18 protein-coding genes, 1 other RNA gene and 1 pseudogene are annotated in these 18,743 nt (G+C 61.3%); 10 read left to right on the top strand and 10 right to left on the bottom strand.

What is annotated here, in order from left to right:
- Nucleotides 1-432 precede the first annotated feature (432 nt).
- From ACR9ZJ_RS06610 to ACR9ZJ_RS06600, 3 genes are all read left to right on the top strand, one after another.
- Complete coding sequence (locus ACR9ZJ_RS06610) at nucleotides 433-822, top strand: hypothetical protein (protein WP_481287249.1); 390 nt, start codon at nucleotides 433-435, stop codon at nucleotides 820-822.
- A 33-nt stretch (nucleotides 823-855) separates the two neighbouring features.
- The gene (locus ACR9ZJ_RS06605) at nucleotides 856-1,089 is read left to right on the top strand and encodes a hypothetical protein (protein WP_481287248.1); all 234 of its coding nucleotides are present in this window, start codon (nucleotides 856-858) and stop codon (nucleotides 1,087-1,089) included.
- A gap of 65 nt (nucleotides 1,090-1,154) precedes the next feature.
- Nucleotides 1,155-1,646 carry a hypothetical protein gene (locus ACR9ZJ_RS06600; RefSeq protein WP_481287247.1) on the top strand — a complete coding sequence of 164 codons (492 nt, stop codon included), beginning with the start codon at nucleotides 1,155-1,157 and terminating at the stop codon, nucleotides 1,644-1,646.
- A 450-nt stretch (nucleotides 1,647-2,096) separates the two neighbouring features.
- Here the strand turns inward: ACR9ZJ_RS06600 and ACR9ZJ_RS06595 are convergent, their stop codons facing one another.
- From ACR9ZJ_RS06595 to ACR9ZJ_RS06575, 5 genes are all read right to left on the bottom strand, one after another.
- Nucleotides 2,097-2,678 (bottom strand): hypothetical protein, encoded by a 582-nt coding sequence (locus ACR9ZJ_RS06595; protein ID WP_481287246.1) that lies wholly within the window; start codon nucleotides 2,676-2,678, stop codon nucleotides 2,097-2,099.
- Between the two features lie 408 nt (nucleotides 2,679-3,086).
- Nucleotides 3,087-3,572 carry a hypothetical protein gene (locus tag ACR9ZJ_RS06590; protein WP_481287245.1) on the bottom strand — a complete coding sequence of 162 codons (486 nt, stop codon included), beginning with the start codon at nucleotides 3,570-3,572 and terminating at the stop codon, nucleotides 3,087-3,089.
- Entirely contained in the window at nucleotides 3,572-4,552 is a 981-nt protein-coding gene (locus tag ACR9ZJ_RS06585) for a toll/interleukin-1 receptor domain-containing protein (RefSeq protein ID WP_481287244.1), read from the bottom strand. Before ACR9ZJ_RS06585 ends, ACR9ZJ_RS06590 begins: the two co-directional genes overlap by 1 nt.
- A gap of 293 nt (nucleotides 4,553-4,845) precedes the next feature.
- Nucleotides 4,846-5,145, bottom strand: coding sequence for a hypothetical protein (locus ACR9ZJ_RS06580; protein ID WP_481287243.1), 300 nt, complete (start codon nucleotides 5,143-5,145; stop codon nucleotides 4,846-4,848).
- Nucleotides 5,146-5,270: 125 nt separating this feature from the next.
- A complete protein-coding gene (locus tag ACR9ZJ_RS06575) occupies nucleotides 5,271-5,654 on the bottom strand; it encodes a hypothetical protein (protein WP_481287242.1) in 384 nt (127 codons plus the stop codon).
- Nucleotides 5,655-6,083: 429 nt separating this feature from the next.
- Between ACR9ZJ_RS06575 and ACR9ZJ_RS06570 the strand changes: the two genes are divergently transcribed.
- Nucleotides 6,084-6,830 carry an abortive infection family protein gene (locus ACR9ZJ_RS06570; protein WP_481287241.1) on the top strand — a complete coding sequence of 249 codons (747 nt, stop codon included), beginning with the start codon at nucleotides 6,084-6,086 and terminating at the stop codon, nucleotides 6,828-6,830.
- Between the two features lie 111 nt (nucleotides 6,831-6,941).
- Here ACR9ZJ_RS06570 and ACR9ZJ_RS06565 read toward each other — a convergent pair whose 3' ends face one another.
- A complete protein-coding gene (locus ACR9ZJ_RS06565) occupies nucleotides 6,942-7,145 on the bottom strand; it encodes a hypothetical protein (RefSeq protein ID WP_481287240.1) in 204 nt (67 codons plus the stop codon).
- A gap of 496 nt (nucleotides 7,146-7,641) precedes the next feature.
- Between ACR9ZJ_RS06565 and ACR9ZJ_RS06560 the strand changes: the two genes are divergently transcribed.
- The 3 genes from ACR9ZJ_RS06560 to ACR9ZJ_RS06550 all read left to right on the top strand — a co-directional run bounded on the left by ACR9ZJ_RS06560 (nucleotide 7,642) and on the right by ACR9ZJ_RS06550 (nucleotide 14,828).
- Complete coding sequence (locus ACR9ZJ_RS06560; RefSeq protein ID WP_481287239.1) at nucleotides 7,642-9,354, top strand: S8 family peptidase; 1,713 nt, start codon at nucleotides 7,642-7,644, stop codon at nucleotides 9,352-9,354.
- A gap of 473 nt (nucleotides 9,355-9,827) precedes the next feature.
- Complete coding sequence (locus ACR9ZJ_RS06555; protein ID WP_481287238.1) at nucleotides 9,828-14,363, top strand: RHS repeat-associated core domain-containing protein; 4,536 nt, start codon at nucleotides 9,828-9,830, stop codon at nucleotides 14,361-14,363.
- A gap of 9 nt (nucleotides 14,364-14,372) precedes the next feature.
- On the top strand, nucleotides 14,373-14,828 hold the full coding sequence (locus ACR9ZJ_RS06550) for an SEL1-like repeat protein (RefSeq protein WP_481287237.1): 456 nt from the start codon (nucleotides 14,373-14,375) through the stop codon (nucleotides 14,826-14,828).
- A gap of 152 nt (nucleotides 14,829-14,980) precedes the next feature.
- Here the strand turns inward: ACR9ZJ_RS06550 and ACR9ZJ_RS06545 are convergent.
- The 3 genes and pseudogenes from ACR9ZJ_RS06545 to smpB form a co-directional block, all read right to left on the bottom strand.
- Nucleotides 14,981-15,085, bottom strand: a pseudogene (locus tag ACR9ZJ_RS06545) (integrase core domain-containing protein); the annotation flags it as partial.
- 668 nt (nucleotides 15,086-15,753) lie between these two features.
- Nucleotides 15,754-16,146, bottom strand: a transfer-messenger RNA (tmRNA) gene (gene ssrA / locus ACR9ZJ_RS06540).
- An 81-nt stretch (nucleotides 16,147-16,227) separates the two neighbouring features.
- A complete protein-coding gene (gene smpB / locus ACR9ZJ_RS06535) occupies nucleotides 16,228-16,728 on the bottom strand; it encodes an SsrA-binding protein SmpB (RefSeq protein ID WP_306847568.1) in 501 nt (166 codons plus the stop codon).
- Nucleotides 16,729-16,807: 79 nt separating this feature from the next.
- Here smpB and ACR9ZJ_RS06530 point away from each other — a divergent pair, with 79 nt between their 5' ends.
- Together ACR9ZJ_RS06530 and ACR9ZJ_RS06525 are read left to right on the top strand one after the other, a co-directional pair.
- Nucleotides 16,808-17,236 carry a type II toxin-antitoxin system RatA family toxin gene (locus ACR9ZJ_RS06530; protein WP_481280760.1) on the top strand — a complete coding sequence of 143 codons (429 nt, stop codon included), beginning with the start codon at nucleotides 16,808-16,810 and terminating at the stop codon, nucleotides 17,234-17,236.
- A complete protein-coding gene (locus ACR9ZJ_RS06525; RefSeq protein ID WP_481287236.1) occupies nucleotides 17,229-17,507 on the top strand; it encodes an RnfH family protein in 279 nt (92 codons plus the stop codon). The genes ACR9ZJ_RS06530 and ACR9ZJ_RS06525 overlap by 8 nt, the downstream gene beginning before the upstream one ends.
- Nucleotides 17,508-17,516: 9 nt before the next feature.
- Here ACR9ZJ_RS06525 and ACR9ZJ_RS06520 read toward each other — a convergent pair whose 3' ends face one another.
- Complete coding sequence (locus ACR9ZJ_RS06520; protein ID WP_306847563.1) at nucleotides 17,517-17,999, bottom strand: outer membrane protein assembly factor BamE; 483 nt, start codon at nucleotides 17,997-17,999, stop codon at nucleotides 17,517-17,519.
- A gap of 72 nt (nucleotides 18,000-18,071) precedes the next feature.
- Between ACR9ZJ_RS06520 and fur the strand changes: the two genes are divergently transcribed.
- Nucleotides 18,072-18,485, top strand: a complete 414-nt coding sequence (gene fur / locus ACR9ZJ_RS06515; protein ID WP_306847561.1) for a ferric iron uptake transcriptional regulator — start codon at nucleotides 18,072-18,074, stop codon at nucleotides 18,483-18,485.
- Nucleotides 18,486-18,743: the final 258 nt, after the last annotated feature.

The following is an 18,743-nucleotide window of genomic DNA, read 5'->3' as shown; positions in this document are numbered from 1 at the left end:
CCCTCCTGATGGCCCTGTCACTGTCGGGCGATACCGCTCGCGATAAGGATCAGATTTTCGCCTACGTCACTTACGTGCGTTTCAACACGGCGACGGACCTCGTCTATGCGGGCCGCACAAGTGGGTATATCCGGCTACCTAACCCAGGCCCAGATCTCACCCGCATTGCGAACCTACGTGCTTCTGGACAACCCTTGCTCAATCGAGAGGGTTTCAGTCTCCCCGTGGTCGACGTTTATACAGACAGCAAAACCGCGATCCGTGGGCCCGAGCAACATTTGATCGATTACCACGGAGGCGCGCGCAGCGTGGGCGGAACGACGCGGAACATGATCAATGGCATATCCGACTATAAGTGTTTCGTGGAGCATACATGCGGGCGTCCGATGCCGAGTTCGGTCATCTTCCGGACAACAGTCCTCAGAGAGGGTTATGAATCAATCAGTCGCGCTCACGTACGATCAACTCCGGTTATTCGTCGTTACGGCTATGCCCTACGCGTTCGACCTCGCTGCGTTGAGCCATGCTGATCACCCACTTACGGCGATCGAGGCGCTGGAGCGAAAGAGCCAAGCGCAGGCGATGTCCGGCATCAAAATGGCAGCATCCGATCTCGTGTCGATGTTTGCGAATGAACCCGCATACCTTTTCATCAAGAACGCGATGAAGTCGGTGCGCTTCGCCCACGAGGGGGTGAACACGCTCAGCGGAGATCCGATCGTGAATGACGTAAGCAAGCCGGAACAGTTCGTCCAGGCCTTGGGCCTCCAGCCGACACGCCTCGCCGAGCAGCAGCGGATCAACAGCGCCCTCATGAACTAGCAGCGGGGCGTCCAGGATGGCCGCAAGTCGCTCATGAACGCATTCGCCATGGCCACGGCCAGCGGTGATCGCGACGACCGAGCGGCTGCGCTGACGAAGATCCGAGCGTTCAATGGGAGGTATCCTGAGATCGCGATCGGTATGTCCAATCTGCAGGCATCTCTGCGCCAGCGGGTGAAGACCTCGGCACAGGCCGAGAATGTGATCCTGCTCAGTCGAAAGCTCGCGCCACGAATTCGGGCCGAGGTGGGAGCCGGGCCCGGCTAAGGCAGCCTGTACGAGGTGCGCTTGTCACGTACGATGGGCGCCTCTCGGGGGAGATAGGAGGACACATGGTTTTCGGACCGTTCGATATCGGCGAGCTGACGCTGGCTGCCGCCAGCTCGCCTGGCTATTACCTCTCCCGTCAGGGAGTAATCCTGGTGGCCGGCTACAAGAATGAGCTGCTTGCGATCAAGCTCGAGGGCGAGAGAGCGTGTGAAGGGTCTCTCGGGCCACTCCGGGGTCTAGCACCTCTACCCGTGGGGAAGATCCAGGTGGAATTCGATGCTGCGGCCGACATCGCGGATCCGCACCCGGGTGGCCTTGCGGTTGTTGGTGAACAGATGGTCTGCCTCGCCGTGAGTTACCAGCCGCCCCAAGGCGCGGTGGAGCGCTTTGTGGTCAACGTAGAAACGTGCCGAGTGGTGGCACCGGCGGCTCGGCTTGAGGAGTGGATATGGCTCTCACGCTGGAGCCTTACATCGCAGCGGCCTGACGGCACGCGGTGGACGATTGCGACGAGCCAAGTGGCCGAGGAGGATCCTCCCCTGGACCTCGGCTGAGCATCGTCTAGCGACGCCCGCGCCGCCTTCACGGCGGCGCGATGTGCGGCCGCTACGCCACCTTTGGACCCGTCTCCGTGTCCCGCCAGGCGCGCGAAGCCCTGGAGCAGATGGAGATCGACATCATCAGCGAGATCAACCAGCGGGACCCCAGTACAACATCGTCCCGACCCAGAAGGCGCTGGTGGTCGTGTACAGGGAAGGCGGCTACCACGTCTGGGCCTATAGCTGGGCCCTGGTAGCTCTGGGCGAGGGTGGGACCGTAGCGTGGCATAGGTCCTCCGGGCGTAACTGGATGCAACGTGGTCCTCCCGCCCGCCGAGAGCCGGCTCGGAACCGCCTAAAATTCGATGGCCACTTCGAGGCGCTTCAAGGCGTTATCGCACGGCTCTGCCTAAAAATTATGGCCTGCAAACGGCTCTGCAGAGCCGTTGTGTACCTGACTCGAAATCAGTGGAACACGCTGAGCCAATGCTTGCGACCCAAGCTAAACAGTGTCAGCTGCAGCTCCAATGATTGCATGCTGAGCTTCAGCTTCGCGGCTACGACTGTCATTGCCATGCGCCTAGCTGTGTTTTTCTTGTCTGTGAGGACGTTCGCTGCGTGCATAGTCTGCAGGGTTTCGACATGCTGGCGTAGCTGCCGCTGCAGGAGCATGTATTGCGCGAGTTCGGTGGCTATTTTGCTCGGAAATCTCCCCGCCTGCTCAAACGCGGCTCTGACGAGCGGCGTCGGGTCGTCAGGCAGCCTCCCGTACGTGATCGTGTCGAAATTGTGCTCGGCATCGATTTTTTGCGCGGCATCTTCCGCTTCCTGGAGGACGCCACGCGAAGCCGCCAGCTCCGCGGCCGCCGCCCCTGCAAGAGTCTTCAGGGCTTCGGTGGCGCGAACCTTTTCGGCCCGCCTTGTCGTCCAATACACGAATGCAGCGCCGAAGCCTGCGGCGGCAATCGTTTTGAGGAAGTCGAACCAGGGTGCCAAGGCGCTTGCGGCATCGGGAATAAGCTTCACGGTCAGGTCGGGATCGACCATATACCCCTCCAGAAAAACGGACCAAAAACGGACCAACCGTAGCCCAATCCACCCCGTTCCAGCCCCATGAAGCAAAAAGGCCTGCAAGCGAATCAATCACTTACAGGCCTGTATTGGTGGAGGTTGCGGGACCCTCTCGGGGCGGACGCCACAACTCTCTGATTAGCAACGTATCTGGGTTAGGGGAAGAGCTACCAAAACGGTACTAAGACCGTACAGATCATTGATCGCCGGGCGCTTCAATGCAAGAAAGCTTGCTGCTCGATGGGCAACAGCGCGCTAATGCAGTAAATAAATTCTAAGCTCGTCGGCATTCAGGGCGAAGCGCGCTCATCGGCCCATTCTGGGGCCCGTCCCGCCAACACCAGCTGACGATCGCAGAGCGCAACGGCGGGTCCAGATCGCTCTTCAGGCTGCGGGGATCTCGTCGGTGACGGTATCCACCGTCCACAGCACGCGCCGATCAAGTCCATCGCCGAGCACCACTTGCCAGCGCTCAAAGGTCGCCGCCTCATCGCTCAGGTTGGCTAATTCGTCATCCACGATGACGGTCGCAGAACGACGTGTGTGGTCGCTGCGCCCGATGACGGACAGCGTCTTGCCCTGGCGCCGGGCACACCCGATCGACGCGCCGCGGCGGTGCAGCTCGGGGCTAGACGCCGGATCCACTTCAACGCGCACGCCTGGCACAATCAGACCGGACCATCCAGTAGTACCCTCGGTCACGAAAGCTTGGAACCGAAACTGCCCGCTCAGACACAGGGCCATCGGCCCGTCTGGGCTCGCGCCGACCAGGTACGGCAACTCGTGAGCAGTGCGCGGGAGCAGGATGGAGCCCGGCGCGCAGCACCCCAAGGGCCCGACGGCAAATTCGCTGGCGCGAAGGTAGTTCATCACGATGCACGTCCTTGGAGGGGACGAAGGAGCAAAGCCCAAAGGTGCTCCGCCGCGCCCTCCTGCGTCAGCTTCTGTTCGCGGTGTGCGCCGAAGTCCTGAAGGCCCAGTGCCGTGACGTAAAGGGTCTGATCGTCGGCGTCGATAGAAAGGGACTCGTTGTATCCACTCTGATTCAAGCTCTCGCCGTTCACATAATTGATGCCCTGCCCGAAACCATGCGCGCCTCCTGTGTAGACGGTTGCTTGAGCGACTTTCGTCCCATCGCGATATACCGTCGCAACGAAACGAACCGCGTCGATGCGACGAAAAATCGCCTCTACGCCACGGTTTCGCGCCGACAGCTCAGTCAAGGAATTCTCAAAAAACTTGGCAATAAACTCGAAGGTCTCCGAGCGGAAACGATCTTTATCGAGCTGGGTAAAGCCCTTGGCCAGCCGCAGATTACTGGATCGATGTGTCGGGGCGACCGACGGGGCAGGGTTTGGCTCGACCCGCACGGTATCCTTGGTCGATGGTACTTGCGCGCGTCGTTTGCGCTCACCCCAACGCGTCGCGGCTTCGCGTATCGCTCCAGCCACTTCCAGAAATGCCTCATCCGCGTCCGGCATGCGTGTAATGGCTTTACCGTCCTTCGGTACCGCATTCAACGCGCCGAATGGTGCGTCGTGCCAATCGCTCGGGCGGAGGATCACGGGGATCACAATGGCTTCCTTAGAGTGATGCCGTTCCATAGCACGCTTGATTTCGATGTCGTAGCAATACTTCGATGCCAAGAAGTCGGGGCTGACCAACAGCAAAATGATGTCATCCTGGTTGATGCGCTCGTCGATGGCCTGGTGGATGTCCTCGCCGGCACCGATTCGCCGATCGTGCCACGTCTCAATGATGCCCTTGCGCTTGAGCATCGCCAGATGGACTTCTAGTCGGTCGCGCAACTCTTCGTCGATGTGCGAGTACGAGAAAAACACGGATGGCACGACAACCTCCTAGTAGCGTGATGCTCGCCCGAGAATGGGTGAGGGTCATGAATTTCGATTGGGCCGAGCAGTAGAGTTGACTTAGCGCAGGTGACTCTTGGCGACCGCCAAGCGTCTGCAGATACGAAGTACTGGGACGGGTACTGCGGGGAATTGCCGTGCTATCGAAGGTCCGTCTGCTCGTGGTCGCAGGAGCCTGTCGAGAAACGCCGTGACGCCTTAATTAGCAAGTGTTCGCAGTTATCGACGTGGCTTCAACAAGGTGCCTCTTTCTCCACCAGTATATTGCTCGATTAACGACGTTTATAAGGGGCTTCGCCGTCTTCGGTGAGCATAGACACTTGTTCCTCCTTGTAAGCCTCGCGGACGATGGTGAAAGAGTTGTCGAGCTTCATGATCCAGATGGCAGGAACCGGAGAGTTGGGGTATTTAGCAAGAGACAGCTCGGACCAAGCCTCGTGAAAGGCCTGATATGTGCGCTTTGCGATGCGCTTTGCCCCAAACCATAGATACAAACGGTCCCATCGCAGACTTGCTGCACCATCGTAGAAGAGCTTATCGATGAGTTGGTCGAATTCGATCTTGTGGTGCATCTGCATGTTATCCGCCCATGTAGTTGTGTGAAAAAATAATAAGGCAATCTTAAATAGATAGCAACTTTTATTTTCAGAGGGGCGAGGCGAATTCGACAACGTCATACCCTCCGGTTGCGGCTGCTCTAAGAATCGGTAGACATCTCGGCATAACCTGGACGAAGATCCGCCGAGCCAGCATCACACCATGCACCTTGCCCCACAATTCGCACCAGGCGGTGGTGAGCTTGTCGCGCCGAGCATTGTAGGTGCCGTCCCACTTCCTCTCGTCCGCCGCAGTCCATGACGGCAGCCGACAGCGGTAGCGCATGGGGGACTACCCGGCGTTCGCCAGTAGCCGGATCCCGCATGAGCACCGGGGTGATGCCGCCCGGCCAGATACGCGCATAACCGTCACCCTTGGCGTGGTCGTGGATCTCGGCCAGTTTGGCTTTGGCGATGGCGAACTTCTTAGTGGCGCCGTGCTGGTCGGTTTCCGCCTTCTTCGTGGGCTTGGGGCTGGCCAGCACACTCTGAGCCTTGGCCAGCCGTGACGTCTGCTCAGCCAGCTCCTGCTCCAGGGTTAGCGTCGCGGCTTGATAGGCGTCTAGCGCCGCGGCACGCGCTTCCTGCTCGTCCGGTTCGGTGGAATCGAGGAAGGCGTTGCGGATGCCCTTGGGGACACTTTGTATCCAGGTGCCGTTGCGTTTGGACTAGCCGGCCATCTCACATAAGCGTCGAGATCCAGCTCTCCGTCGAAGCGCTGGTAGGCCCTAAAGTTGGCTTGGATTTGGGCGGAGTAGCACATGGGGCGAGAATACTCGTAGGATGCTCGGAGTAGGTCAAGGACTATAGCGTTGAGCTTACGCACGCGGGGATCTCAGCTCTCACCAGACGAGTTGTGCCGACGAGCGATGGCGGCGGCAACATGCAGCGATCCAAGGAGGAGTGAGTTCGCCATGCGCGTCCATGTTGATCACGTGATGGGATTGCAGAACCTAATGGTCTCACGCGCATGCGGGGGCCAAGAAAGCGCATCCGAATACGCTCGCCTGCGTGCCGCCGTGATGGGACTGTCGGTTCAACCCGACCTCATTCCGGAGGTTGTGCGCACGAGCCGCACGCTCGACCAGTTCTGGCATTTCATTTCGCACAAGTTCAGGACTTATGATGAACGAAGAACCTTTCTGTGGGCCGCCTTTGGGCCCCTCCTAGATGGGCTAGAAGCAAGCGTGCGCAGTCCGTCCGATGGGCTCATCACCACGGCACTGCAAGCCATCGACGCCGATCACGTGCGCGGTGCATGGAGCAAGGTTCTTGAACGGCGTGCGACGGATCCCGAGGGCGCGATCACGATGGCCAGAACCTTGGTCGAAACAGTGTGCAAGCACATTTTGGATGCCGCAGGCGAGGAATATGCGGACGCGGCGGACATCACGAAGCTCTACGGCCAAGCATCGCGAGTGCTAGCCATCGCGCCGTCACAGCACAGCGAGCAAGTGTTCAAACAAATCCTCGGAGGTTGTGCATCGACGGTGGAAGGGCTGGGCGCCCTACGCAATCGGTTGAGCGATGCCCATGGCAAAGGGCGTGCGGCCGTCCGACCTGCACCGCGGCACGCCGAACTGGCCGTGAATTTGGCCGGGGCTCTGGCCACATTTCTGATGGCAACTTGGGACGCCCGAACGGAATCCACCAGAGCCTAAACACGAGCGCTGGCTCAGTGCGTCGGGTGACCGGGTTATCTTCGGAGAAAAGCGGTCGCTCGCTCGAGCTTTTCAGAACTCCGCCACAGCGGCGGCGTATCCCGCTTGCGGTCAATGCCCAGGCAAGCCGAGCAGTTCGTCCACTTGCACGGTCGCAGCATGCACCTCTTCGTACCCGGCTGCGGGTGAGTTGGCGGCGAGCAGCCTTGCGCAGAAACGGGCCTCCGAGAGGTCGCCATCGAGCAGCGCTTCGCTCAAGGCCACGGCATCGATCAAGAGGCCTGCAGCGTCAAGCACGGCATCGTCTTCGATCATGAGGATTGCTCTGGTTCGGAAGCTGATTGTATGCACAATGCCGGCGTTCACTGTGCCTCGTTCATGCCTTGGGCCTCAGGGGAAACGGGCGTGGGACCAAAGCACCATTGAGTCGCTGGCATAAGCCCCATTGACCCGGTTGAAGATCATCGTTTCGCCACCTGCCGCTCAACACGCGTCATCCTCGATGCTCAAGGTCGCCAAAGGCTCGCCATTGTGTGCGTTGCGCTGTCAATTTGGCGAACCAAAAGCCCGGTAACGAGCGAACATCCCATCAAGGCCAAGATGGGCGAAGCGGGATTCGACCCAGGACATCAAACAAGCCGACGAAATACGTGAGATGCATTCGTTCTTCCTCAGGTCACCGTCATGCTGCGAGCGTCCAGTTGAGTTGCCGGAAGCGTGCATGTGCGAGGTTGAATCAGCCCATCTGGCCGATGGCAAGCGACCATGAGCAAGGGTAGGGTAATCCTGCGGATTCACCAGGGAACCCTCCATGACCGTGTCCACCGCTCGCGCCATTCTGCTGCGCCACGACGATGCTCTTTCGCTCGACCCGCACGCGCTCATCCAGCCCGGGCATCTTCGTCTGTCCACGACGCTTCGGCTGGAAGCGTCGCACGTGCGGGCACCGCTGCCGAGTCCGGCCGGCGTGGCGTGGTCCTCGGTGCCCATAGAGCCTATCGTGCCCGCTGCCTTGGATGCCGAGGCGCCAGACGCAGTGGCGAGCGCATGGGATGCAGCGCATGCGCTGGTCATCCACGCGCGAGCCGAAGGAGGATCCGATGAGACCTACGCTGAGCCGGATCTGCTCTACACGCTCCCCTCCGATGTTCAGGCTGCCGCGGCACGCTCCGCGGCCCTGAAACCCTCCCCTACGGGGCAATGGAAGCCCGAGTGGCCGCCGTCCGCTGCCGACGTCCCAAAGCCGCGCATCGATTGGTTCCTCGACCACGCCAGGCTGCGCGATGCGCGCGGCCGCGTGATGGCTCAGCTCGATCCGGCCTTCCGCGTCACCGTGGCCCACCTCGATACCGGCTACAACCCCAAGCACGTGGGTCTGCCGCGAGGCCTGCTTTGGGGGCAGGGCATCGACTTCACCGTTGACCCACCGGGCAAGGATGTGTCCGACCCAGGGGTGCCCGAACCCGTCCTGTCGTCACCAGGCCATGGTACCGGGACTGCGTGTCTGTTGGCGGGCGGTCACTGCAGTGCCACGGGGGAGGACTTGGGCGGGGTGCCGTTTGCCAACATCCTTCCCGTGCGCATTTCCGATCACGTTTGGCACCTGTGGACGAGCGTCATTCCCAAGGGCATCCACTACGCCATCGAACAGGGCGCCCATGTCATCAACTTGTGCCACGGCGGCTTGCCGACACGGTCGTGGGCCGATGCCGTGAATGCCGCTTACGAGGCCGGTGTGGTCATCTGTGCGGCGACCGGGGACAACTTCGGCGGGCTTCCCTACCGATGGGTGGTTTGGCCGGCCCGATACCCGCAGGTCATCGGGGTGGCTGGCGTGACCTACGCCGGTCAGCCCTACTTCAACGCTTCCTATGGCGTCGGCACGCTCGAGGGCAATTTTGGGCCGACGGGGGACATGGGCAATGTGATTGCAGCCTATACCCCGAATGTCCCCTGGGCGCAGTGTCGATTGGTCACCAACGGCCAACTCGGTGGCTACGCGACCGACGGCTACGACCTCGATGGCGGCGGCACCTCAGGCAGCACACCGCAAGTGGCGGCCGCCGTTGCGCTTTACATGCAGTACTGGTGGCCGACACTGGAAAAATTGCAGGGCTGGCAGCGCGTCGAGGTGGTCCGTGCCGCGCTCAAGGCGTCGGCCAACACCTCTGCTCACGACGTTGAGCACTTCGGGGCGGGATGTCTCGACGCGATGGCCATGCTCAATCAGGATCCCTCGAGCCTGGCGCCCACCGTCAAGAAGCTGATCCCTTCCGAATTCCAGTATGCGTTTCTGACTCAGCAGCCTGGGTGGCCCGCGACCGTCGAAGGGGAGCGGCGCATGCTGCAGATCGAACTGACGCACATCGCGTTGTCGAATCCGGGATTGTGGGAAGCAGTAAACGCTTGGCAGGCCTCCGGCGCCGTCACGGCGGATCCGCAGTTTCAAACCCTGAGGAACGCTTTTCTGACGTGCCGAAATCCACGTCCCTCGAAAGCGCTTCGCGATCTGCTGATGAGCTAGGCAGGTCGTGCGCGGCATTCAATTGAACGGCACAGCAAGGCGTCGATAGATGCTTGCGACGGTCGGCGGCAGGTGAGATGTGGGAGGAGGGCAGGCGGTCGATCTGAGCGGAGCTGTGCAGCGTTCCTTGATGAGCCATCGCCTGGTTCGTCGCTGTATTCTGACACGCCCCAGCGGATGCGAAGGGTGCATCGCGGTGGTGACACCCGGCCAGGCAATCCGATAGCGATAGAGCCAGTCCAAGCTTCACAACTCGCCCTTTCTTTTAACCTGGCGAACGCCCTAGGGCGCTGACGCCGTACGAGTTCTGAGCGCAGGAGCGGGGAGGTGGTGTGTAGGGGAAATCCTACAAGTCATGTGGGTCTGCGCCGACACGCCGCTGAAGCAAGATTTTTCGATAATGCGGCACCTCTCCTGAGATTGCCGCGATGCCCACGACAAGGACTTGGTCCGCTCGCTCCCTCGTTCGGTTGATGGTCCAGTGTTCGCTCGCGATGCTGCTTTGCGTGAGCGGTTCAACCTGGGCCGCATCGACCTACGGCGCACCCTATTATCTGACCAGCGGTTACAACGGAACCTTCTCGTCCCTCGACGCCGCCGTTGCATCGCTCGCGGCCCAGATGCGCGGCAACTGCACCACCAATTGCCCTACGCTTTATTATTACTATTACGACACTGATGCCCGTGACTCGGCGGTAGCCGCGGCGGTAGCCACCCAACCCAATACGGCGGGTTATGGCGTTTGGGCGACCGAGTATGTTGCGCAGAATCCCGAGAAAAACCTGGGTGGTTGCGCGGCGGCGAATGGTGGAAAAGGAGGAGCGCTGGGCGGATCGAGCCCGTTACGAAGCTCCGGAGATGCTGCGAAAGAATCAGGGACCATGTGCCCAGGTTCCAACTTTGTCGGGGACCCCATCAACGCGTCCAACGGCAATAAGTACCAGCAAGACACAGACTTTCGAGACAATGAGGCTCTGACCTTTCGTCGCTTCTATAACAGCGACTCCACGGTCACCTCAACGGCCATGGGTGCCCACTGGCGCCACAGCTTTGACCGCTCGCTGTCGCTCCATGACGCCGCGGGGTCGAACAATGCGTCGGTGAAGACGGCCGCCGTTTATCGCCCCGATGGCTCGGTGGAGCGATTCTCAAAGGGCACGGGCGGATGGGTGGGCGCAGCCAATACCGTCAACACCCTGAGCGACGAGACCGATGGCACCGGGCACCTTGTCGGTTACGCCTTGTTTCTCGGCGCAGCGCGCGAGACGGAGCACTACACCCTGGATGGGACGCTCCAGTCGGTCGTGGATCTGTCCGGCGCAGTCACCACGCTTGCCTACAGCACGGCTAGCACCCCTGCGCAGACGGCGCCCCGTGCGGGTCTGCTACTGACCGTGACGGGGCCGGATGGGCGTGCTTTGAACTTCACCTACAGCAGCGCAGGTCGCGTGGCGACGGTGGCGCTGCCCGATGGCGCAGCCCTTTCCTATGGCTATGACAGCCAAGGCAACCTGACCTCGGTGACTTACCCGGACAATCACTCGCGCACGTATGTCTACAACGAGAGCACCCTGACGGGTGGCAAGGCTCAGCCCAACGCGATGACCGGTCTGGTCGACGAAAAAGGGGTGCGGTTCGAGACCACCACTTACGACAGCAGTGGCCGAGCTATTTCGGCGAGCTTCGCCGGCAATGTTGACACCTACCAGGTCTCCTATGGGCAGTTGCGTAATACCGCGACCATGCCACTGGGGGCGAAGACGGCACTCAATTTCCAGAGCTTCAAGGCACAATCGCACGTCACCGGAGGGTCGGCACCTTGCGGCCCCGATTGCGCGCAACCCTATTCGACCATCAACTATGATGCGAACGGATGGCCCTCGAGCTTTATCGACTTCGCCAATCACATTACATCGGTCGTCACGACCCCGGCCGGATTGGAAACCCAGCGCATTGAGGCGAAGAACACCACGGATCAGCGCACCACCGTGACCACGTGGGACACGCTCTGGCGCAATCCGCTGACGCGCACCATCAGCAATGCTTCAGGCACCGTTGTCGCCAAACTCGGATGGGCTTACAACGCACGCGGCCAAGTGACGGCCCAGTGCGATATGGACCCGACCATCTCCACGGCTGCAAGTTATACGTGCTCGGCCACGGGTGCCGCGCCGGCTGGCGTGCGGCGCTCGACCATGAGCTACTGCGACGCGGTCGACGCCACCCAGTGCCCACGGATCGGACTGCTGCTGTCGGTGGACGGCCCCCGTGCTGATGTCAGTGATGTCACCCAGCTGGGCTATTACCTGACGACGGATGAATCAGGGTGCGGCACGTCGGGAGGGGCGTGCCACCGGGCGGGTGATCTCGCGCAAGTGACGAATGCACTGGGTCAGGTGACGCGAGTACTGGCCTACGATCGGACTGGGCGACCGGTACGTCGCCAGGATCCCAACGGGGTCGTGACCGATCTCAGCTACACCTCGCGCGGCTGGCTGGCTAGCCAAACGGTGCGAGCCAACACAGACGGTACGGCGTCGGCCGGCGATGCCACGACCACCTTGACCTACGATGCGGTGGGCGCATTGACGTCGGTGACGGATGCGGACGGTGTGGCGGTCACCTACAGCTACGACGATGCTCATCGCTTGGTTGACTTGGCCGATGGCTTGGGTGAGCACATCCACTACGCCTTGGATGCCTCCGGTAATCGGATCAAGGAGGAGACGTTCGACGCGCTGGGCGTGTCGCGGCAAAGCCTCTCGCGGAGCTACAACACGCTAGGTCAGCTGGTCAGTGTGACCGATGGGCTGGGTCATGTCGTCTTCGACGCCACCGACAGCGGCAGCTACGATGCCGATGGCAATCTGGTGTCAGCCAAGGATGCGCTCGGGACGGTTCAGAAGAGCGGCTATGATGGCCTAGACCGCGTGGTCAGCACCGTCGCCAATGCCAGCGGCACGGATGCTTCCAAGTCGAGCACGACCAAACTCTCGCTGGACGCTCTGGACCAGGTTAAGTCGGTGACCGACCCCGATGGCTTGGTGACCACCTATGGCTTCGATGGGCTGAGCAACCCTGCATCCCTGACCAGCCCCGATACGGGCACGCAATCGTCCACCTTCGATCCTGCGGGCAACGCGCTGACTCGGACCGACGCCAAATCCACCGTGGCGAACCAGGCGTTTGATGCGCTGGGTCGCAAGACGTCCGTCGGTTACACGGACGCCACGCTCAACGTCGCGTTCCACTACGATGAGGCCGCGAGTGTCACTGGGTGTGCCAGCTCTTTCCCCGTCGGCCGTTTGACTCGGGTGGTCGAAAGTGCGGTCACCACGGTGTATTGCTACGACAACCATGGGCGCGTGACCGAACAGCGCCAGACGCAAGGCACGGTCACCGATACCACCGACTATGTCTACACCAAGGCCGGTCGTCTGGCAGCGGTCGCCTCCCCAAGTGGGCTCGTGACCGAATACGGACGGGATGCCGTAGGCCAGGTCACCAAGGTCACTGTCACCCCGGCCAAGGGCGTTGCCACCACCGTCGTCAGCGCGGCCACCTACCTGCCGTTTGGCCCGGTCGCGAGTTACACCCTGGGCAACGGCCAGACCATCGCCCGCAGCTACGATGCCAACTACCGGTTCACCGATATCACCAGCCCGGCACTGAACCTGCATGTGGCACGGGATGCGGTGGGCAACATCGTGGCATTGGGCAACGTGCCGGGCGCCTCCCCGGCCGTGGAGGCCTATACCTATGACCCGCTCTATCGGCTCACCGGTGTTAAGGACGCCAGCGGCGCTTTCGTCGAAGCTTACACCTACTCGAAGACCGGTGATCGACTGACGAAGACGGCGCCGGGCCTGGCCACAGGCAATTACGGATATCAAAGCGGCACGCATCGACTCACGGCCATCGGCACCGGGTCCCGAACCTATGATGCGAACGGGTCAACCATCGGCAATGCCAGCGCTGGTATGGCTTGGGGTTATGGCTACAACGGACGCCGTCAGCTGACGGTGCTTCAGCAAGGTGGCGCGACGGTCGCGACCTATGTCTACGACGTCTCAGCGCACCGCATTGCCAAGGTGGTGGGCACTGCAACCAACCGGTTCGCCTATGGACCCTCTGGGTTGCTGGGCGAGTATGGGGCCGCGTCGCGGGACTATGTGTGGATGGATAACACCCCGGTCGCGGTGGTGGACGGTTCCTCCATCAACTTCGTGCATGCCGATGGCCTGGATACGCCCCGCGCGGTCACCAACACCGCCGGCACGGTGGTGTGGAACTGGGCCTACCAGGGAAATCCGTTTGGTGAGCAGGCGCCGACGTCGGCGAGTGGGTACGTGCTAAATCTCAGGTTCGCGGGTCAATACTGGGACCAGGAAAGCGGATTTCTCTACAATATTTATCGCTACTACGACAGCGCTACGGGGCGATACATCCAGAGCGATCCGATCGGCTTGGCAGGCGGCATCAGCACGTATGCATATGCCAGTGGTAAACCGCTAAGTCTCTTCGATCCGCTGGGCCTCACCGACCTAAACCTGTTCAAGCCGGGAACTCCGCAATATCAAAGCGCGCAAAGCTTTGTTTCGCCGCCGGGCACCTATGTCGTAGGGGCTCACGGCAACCCGCTTGAAGTGCTTAATGACCAAAACAGCCGGATTCAAAAACTATCGCCGAGAGACCTTGCTGCGATGATCCAAGCGGATCCCAACTATTCGCCCGGTGAGACGGTGTTGCTGCTGGCATGCAACACGGGCGTTACGCCGGACCGTCGCATTTGGCATAAATCGGGCTCATTTGCTCAGTTGCTTGCCAGAGAGTTAAATGCTCCCGTCCAAGCGCCAGATAACTTCGGTTGGCTAGGCAAAGGGACATTTCAAAGCGCTGGCGCCCTTTCGAATGGGCAGCCCGTCACCTGGGACAGCCAAAATATTTCGCCCTCTGGACTGACTTTTGACCACGCCAACACCGGAACAATTCTGGAATTTCAGCCCTAAGGCCTTCTCATGAAGCAATCTAAAACGCTACTCATGTCAGTGCTATGGTTCGCGGTCCAGCCGGCCTACGCACAAACCGCGCCGGAGCAGCCGGTGAACCTCAATCAAGACTTGGTCCTCACGCAGCAGCAGTTGCAAACTCTTGCGGTCGAGGCGATGCGTGGGTCGTCGGAGGCGGCGTCCAAGATCTCCGTCTTCTACGGTTTCGTACTCCTTAACCCGATGGAGGAAAGGCGCTGGGCGCTCATTGCCGCTGAGAACGGGGATCCTGTTGCGCAATACAATGTCTACGAGGACTTCATGAACAACGACACGGCACTTGATCGCGAGCGTGCGCTATTCTGGCTGAGGAAGTCCGCCAGTGCCGGCTACAAAGAGGCGCAGGAAAAACTAAAGCGCGTTGGAGAAGACGGGAAACGTGTATCGGCCCCACATGCTTTGAAGTCGGACCCGCAGGGGAATTGAGCGACTGCTTACGAGTGGCCAGACTCGTTTTAACGCGTCCATCTTGGCAAGATTTGCCGACTCGGTGACGAAGCATGGCTTGGATCAACTATGCCCCGCGTTCGACCGATATCCCCTCCGCTTTAAGTAGCGGGCCGATTTTGAGTCCGGAGCTACTTTAACTGCTTCGCTTGGGCGGCAGGTGTCAACCCGCTCAACGCCTTCTTCGGTCGCTCCTCGTTGTATTCCCGTCGCCAGCGTTCGATCCCGCTTTCGGCGCGCCTACTTCGGCAAGCGGTTTGTCCCCAACCGCGCCGATCAATACCTTCAGGGTGTGCCCGGTGTCGAGCACGTTGCTCGCCGCCCGTTGCTTCTGCCCGAACTGCTTCAAGAACAGCTCAACCGCCGCGCTCAACAGCAGCGTCGGCTTCGCTGGCGCCATGGGCAGGGCAGGAGCGACCAACACAGATGGCGAGCCCGGTGCCAGGCGCTGCATGGCCGCCAACGCCTCCATCGCTCGGGCATGGTCCTCCGCGCCATCGGCCGAAATGGACAGACCGCCACCCGGCGTATGCGCCACGGTGTAGTGCCGCAAGCTGCCGGCGTCGTGCGCCTCGAGCACGTCCTTGATCAACTTTTTCGTGTCCATCGGCTGCCCCCTGGCTGCAGCGAACGCTTGCCCCAGAGCATAGCCGAGCTGAGCGGCCGCCAGGCGCGCTGCATCCCCGCGCTGACGCAGGGCTCGGACGATGTATTGCGCGCCCCAATGGGCTTGCAGAACGCCCGGAACCAGATAGCGTGCGTAGATGCCGCTCGACCGGGTTTGCAGGAACGCTTTCGGCATACCAGTACCTCAATCAGTACCTTTTGATGGACCGATCAGCGAGGTTTCCAGCACCCAGAAAGCAAAACGGATCAACGTTTTACCGTTGATCCGCTGCCGAAGTGGTGGAGGTGGCGGGAGTCGAACCCGCGTCCGAAGGCGTTTAATCTCCAGATCTACATGCTTAGCTCACCGTTAAGTCTCGTCCGCCGACAGCACGGCGTGCTAAGCGCACCGGCGGACATATCTGATTGATCTAGCGTCAGACCCACAGACGGAGGGTCTTTCGGCGGTCTCATGATAGTGACCCTACACCGACGAGCATGAGCACAAGATCGGTTCGGGGGTTTGGCCTTTTTTAGGGGCCGGACAGCTTAGGCGGCGAGAGCCACCGAGTTGTCACCGTAGTAGTTGTCATTGGCAACTATATGTTTTGCGGCTGGTTTAACGAGGAAAGCTGCCCCCTCGGCATGCACCAGTAGATCGCACTACCCCCGTCGAAACCAGTACACCCCCGGGGAAAACGTAATGTGACTACATCCAGCAGTATATGGGCGGGGAGGGGCACCCACAATGGGCGCCGCCCGGCTGTTCAGGTCAGCCCATCTTGTTGTGCGAGCGCATCACGCGCTGCTTGTCGATCGCCCATTCGCGTTCCTTGTCGGTGTTGCGCTTGTCGTGCTCCTGCTTGCCCTTGGCCAGGCCGATCTCGCACTTCACCTTGTTGTTCTTCCAGTACATCGCGGTGGGGACCAGGGTGTAGCCCTTGCGCTCGACGGCGCCGATCAGGCGGTCGATCTCCTCGCGGTGGAGCAGCAGCTTGCGCGTGCGCCGGTCGTTCGCCACCACGTGGGTGGAGGCACTGATCAGCGGCGGAATCTGGGCGCCGACGAGGAAGACCTCGCCGTGCTGGATGATCGCGTAGCAGCCTTCGCCGAAGTTGATCCGGCCGGCACGCAGGGACTTCAGTTCCCAGCCCTGCAGTTCCATCCCGGCTTCGAAGCGCTGGTCGATGTGGTATTCGTGGCGCGCGCGCTTGTTCAGCGCGATCGTGCCGCGGCCTTCCTTTTCCGTGTCCTTCGGTTTCGCTTTTGCCATGTCCGCTAAAATCGGTCTATCGGATCCCTGATACAAGTCCGGCGGGTCCATGAGCCGGTGAATAAGACGAGGTCTTCACGTGATTGAAATCCGCCGCAGTGCGATCGTGCCGTTCACGCCCGCGCAGATGTTCGACCTGGTCAACGATGTGGAAGCATACCCAAAGCGCTTCGGCTGGTGTGACGCGGCCACGGTGGTGGAGCGGGACGACAATGTGCTGGTGGCCCGGCTGGATCTCAAGTTCGCCGGCATGAAGCAGCATTTCACCACCCGGAACACCATGGAACGGCCGGAACGCCTGTCCATGAAATTCGTGGAGGGGCCGTTCCGCTCGCTCGATGGCGTCTTTACCTTCCAGGCCCTGGGCGACGCCGGCTGCAAAATCGCGCTCGCCCTGGATTTCGACTACGCCGGCCTGGGCGGTGGGGTACTGAAGATGGGCTTCCAGCAACTGGCCAACCGGATGGTCGACGACTTCTGCGACGAGGCGCGCCGGCAGTATGGCTGAGATTGCCATCGAGGTCGCCTACGCCGGGCCCGAGGGGCAGGTGGTGATCGCCCTGCGCGTGCCGTCGGGGACGACCGCCTGGGAGGCCGTCGAAGCGGCGAAAACGTCTCTGCCCGTGGGGGTGGTGCCGGACCCTTCCAGGCTAGGCATCTACGCGAAGAAGGTGCCTGCCGGGCAGGTCCTGGAGGAGGGCGACCGCGTGGAACTCTACCGGCCGCTGACCCTCGACCCCATGGAAGCCAGGAGGCGCCGCGCGATGCGCGGCACCTGACCTGGAACTTTACTGGCGCTTGCTGGCCGGGCTGTCGTCGGACGAGCCGTTGACGCCGACACCGAAGCCGCCGTCGCTGGATTCCTTCTTGCCATCGGTGTTCTTGTCGCCATCGGCGCCGCCGGTCGGGTTCGCCTTGTACTTCTCCGAGTCCTTCAGCAGCTGCTGGGCATCCTGGGAGAAGAAGTCACCCTCGGTCCGCACGAGCGTGTCGTTGTTGAAGGACAGGGTCAGCGTGCGGGTCGTCATCGGACGGCCGCGGTGCGAGAAGGTCGAGACGTAGTCCCAGCGGTCCTGGTCGAACGGCGAGATGACCGAGGGGGTGCCCAGGAGGACGAGGACCTGGCGCTTGGTCATACCGGGCTGCAGCTGGTCGACGTTCTTCTTGTCGAGCAGGTTGCCCTGCTGCACGTCGGGGGTATAGAGCAGGCCACAGCCCGCGATGGCGGTCGCCATCATGGCCAAACCCAGCGTGCGGATGAGCTTATGCATGCGTAGTAACGTCCGGATCGTGAAGCCTGTGATGATACACTAAGCGCCTTACGGCACCGCGAGGGGTCTGACATGGACCAGGAAACCAAAGAGCTCCGCAAGGCGGGCCTCAAAGTCACGCATCCGCGCATGCGGATCCTGCAGATCTTCGAAGAGGCGGAGGAACGCCACCTCACCGCCGAAGATATCTACAAGCGCCTGCTTGCGCACCAGGAGGACATCGGGCTTGCCACGGTGTACCGCGTCCTGACCCAGTTCGAAGCTGCCGGCATCGTCATGAAGCACAACTTCGAGGGCGGGCAGGCGGTGTACGAACTGGACCGCGGCAAGCATCACGACCACATGATCGACGTGGACAGCGGAAAAGTGATCGAGTTCATCAGCGAGGAGATCGAGCGCCTCCAGCACGAGATCGCCGAGCGCCACGGCTACGTCATCGAAGACCATAGCCTGGTGCTCTACGTCCGGCCCAAGAAGAAGCGCTGATCCCGGCTGCCGGAACGGAAAAAAGGCCCTGCGGGGCCTTTTTTTGGTTCTACACGGAAGTCCCGGAAGCGCGGCAGGCGAGCCGTCGGCCGCCACCCTCGTCGCTCCGGTTGGTTGCACCGTCGCTCGGGAAGGGATGCCTGTGGGAGCCGACCCTGTCGGCGATAGGTGCTTGCCAAACCTGGCCCGCTGCCGCGGGATCGCCGCCAAGGTCGGCTCCCACCAGGGTGAGGGATTTCGATGGGCGGCCACCCGAGG

It is taken from the genome of Luteibacter sp. KNZ12-1A (assembly GCF_056755675.1).
The sequence above is the reverse complement of the archived record's forward strand: the minus strand, read 5'-3'. Positions and strand labels throughout refer to the sequence as shown.

Coding starts and splice junctions, on each gene's coding strand:
- ACR9ZJ_RS06600 (WP_481287247.1), top strand. CDS start 1,155: ATGGTTTTCGGACCGTTCGATATCGGCGAGCTGACGCTGGCTGCCGCC.
- ACR9ZJ_RS06580 (WP_481287243.1), bottom strand. CDS start 5,145: ATGCACCACAAGATCGAATTCGACCAACTCATCGATAAGCTCTTCTAC.
- ACR9ZJ_RS06605 (WP_481287248.1), top strand. CDS start 856: ATGAACGCATTCGCCATGGCCACGGCCAGCGGTGATCGCGACGACCGA.
- ACR9ZJ_RS06570 (WP_481287241.1), top strand. CDS start 6,084: ATGCGCGTCCATGTTGATCACGTGATGGGATTGCAGAACCTAATGGTC.
- ACR9ZJ_RS06565 (WP_481287240.1), bottom strand. CDS start 7,145: ATGATCGAAGACGATGCCGTGCTTGACGCTGCAGGCCTCTTGATCGAT.
- ACR9ZJ_RS06560 (WP_481287239.1), top strand. CDS start 7,642: ATGACCGTGTCCACCGCTCGCGCCATTCTGCTGCGCCACGACGATGCT.
- ACR9ZJ_RS06590 (WP_481287245.1), bottom strand. CDS start 3,572: ATGAACTACCTTCGCGCCAGCGAATTTGCCGTCGGGCCCTTGGGGTGC.
- ACR9ZJ_RS06550 (WP_481287237.1), top strand. CDS start 14,373: ATGAAGCAATCTAAAACGCTACTCATGTCAGTGCTATGGTTCGCGGTC.
- ACR9ZJ_RS06610 (WP_481287249.1), top strand. CDS start 433: ATGAATCAATCAGTCGCGCTCACGTACGATCAACTCCGGTTATTCGTC.
- ACR9ZJ_RS06595 (WP_481287246.1), bottom strand. CDS start 2,678: ATGGTCGATCCCGACCTGACCGTGAAGCTTATTCCCGATGCCGCAAGC.
- fur (WP_306847561.1), top strand. CDS start 18,072: ATGGACCAGGAAACCAAAGAGCTCCGCAAGGCGGGCCTCAAAGTCACG.
- ACR9ZJ_RS06525 (WP_481287236.1), top strand. CDS start 17,229: ATGGCTGAGATTGCCATCGAGGTCGCCTACGCCGGGCCCGAGGGGCAG.
- ACR9ZJ_RS06555 (WP_481287238.1), top strand. CDS start 9,828: ATGGTCCAGTGTTCGCTCGCGATGCTGCTTTGCGTGAGCGGTTCAACC.
- ACR9ZJ_RS06520 (WP_306847563.1), bottom strand. CDS start 17,999: ATGCATAAGCTCATCCGCACGCTGGGTTTGGCCATGATGGCGACCGCC.
- smpB (WP_306847568.1), bottom strand. CDS start 16,728: ATGGCAAAAGCGAAACCGAAGGACACGGAAAAGGAAGGCCGCGGCACG.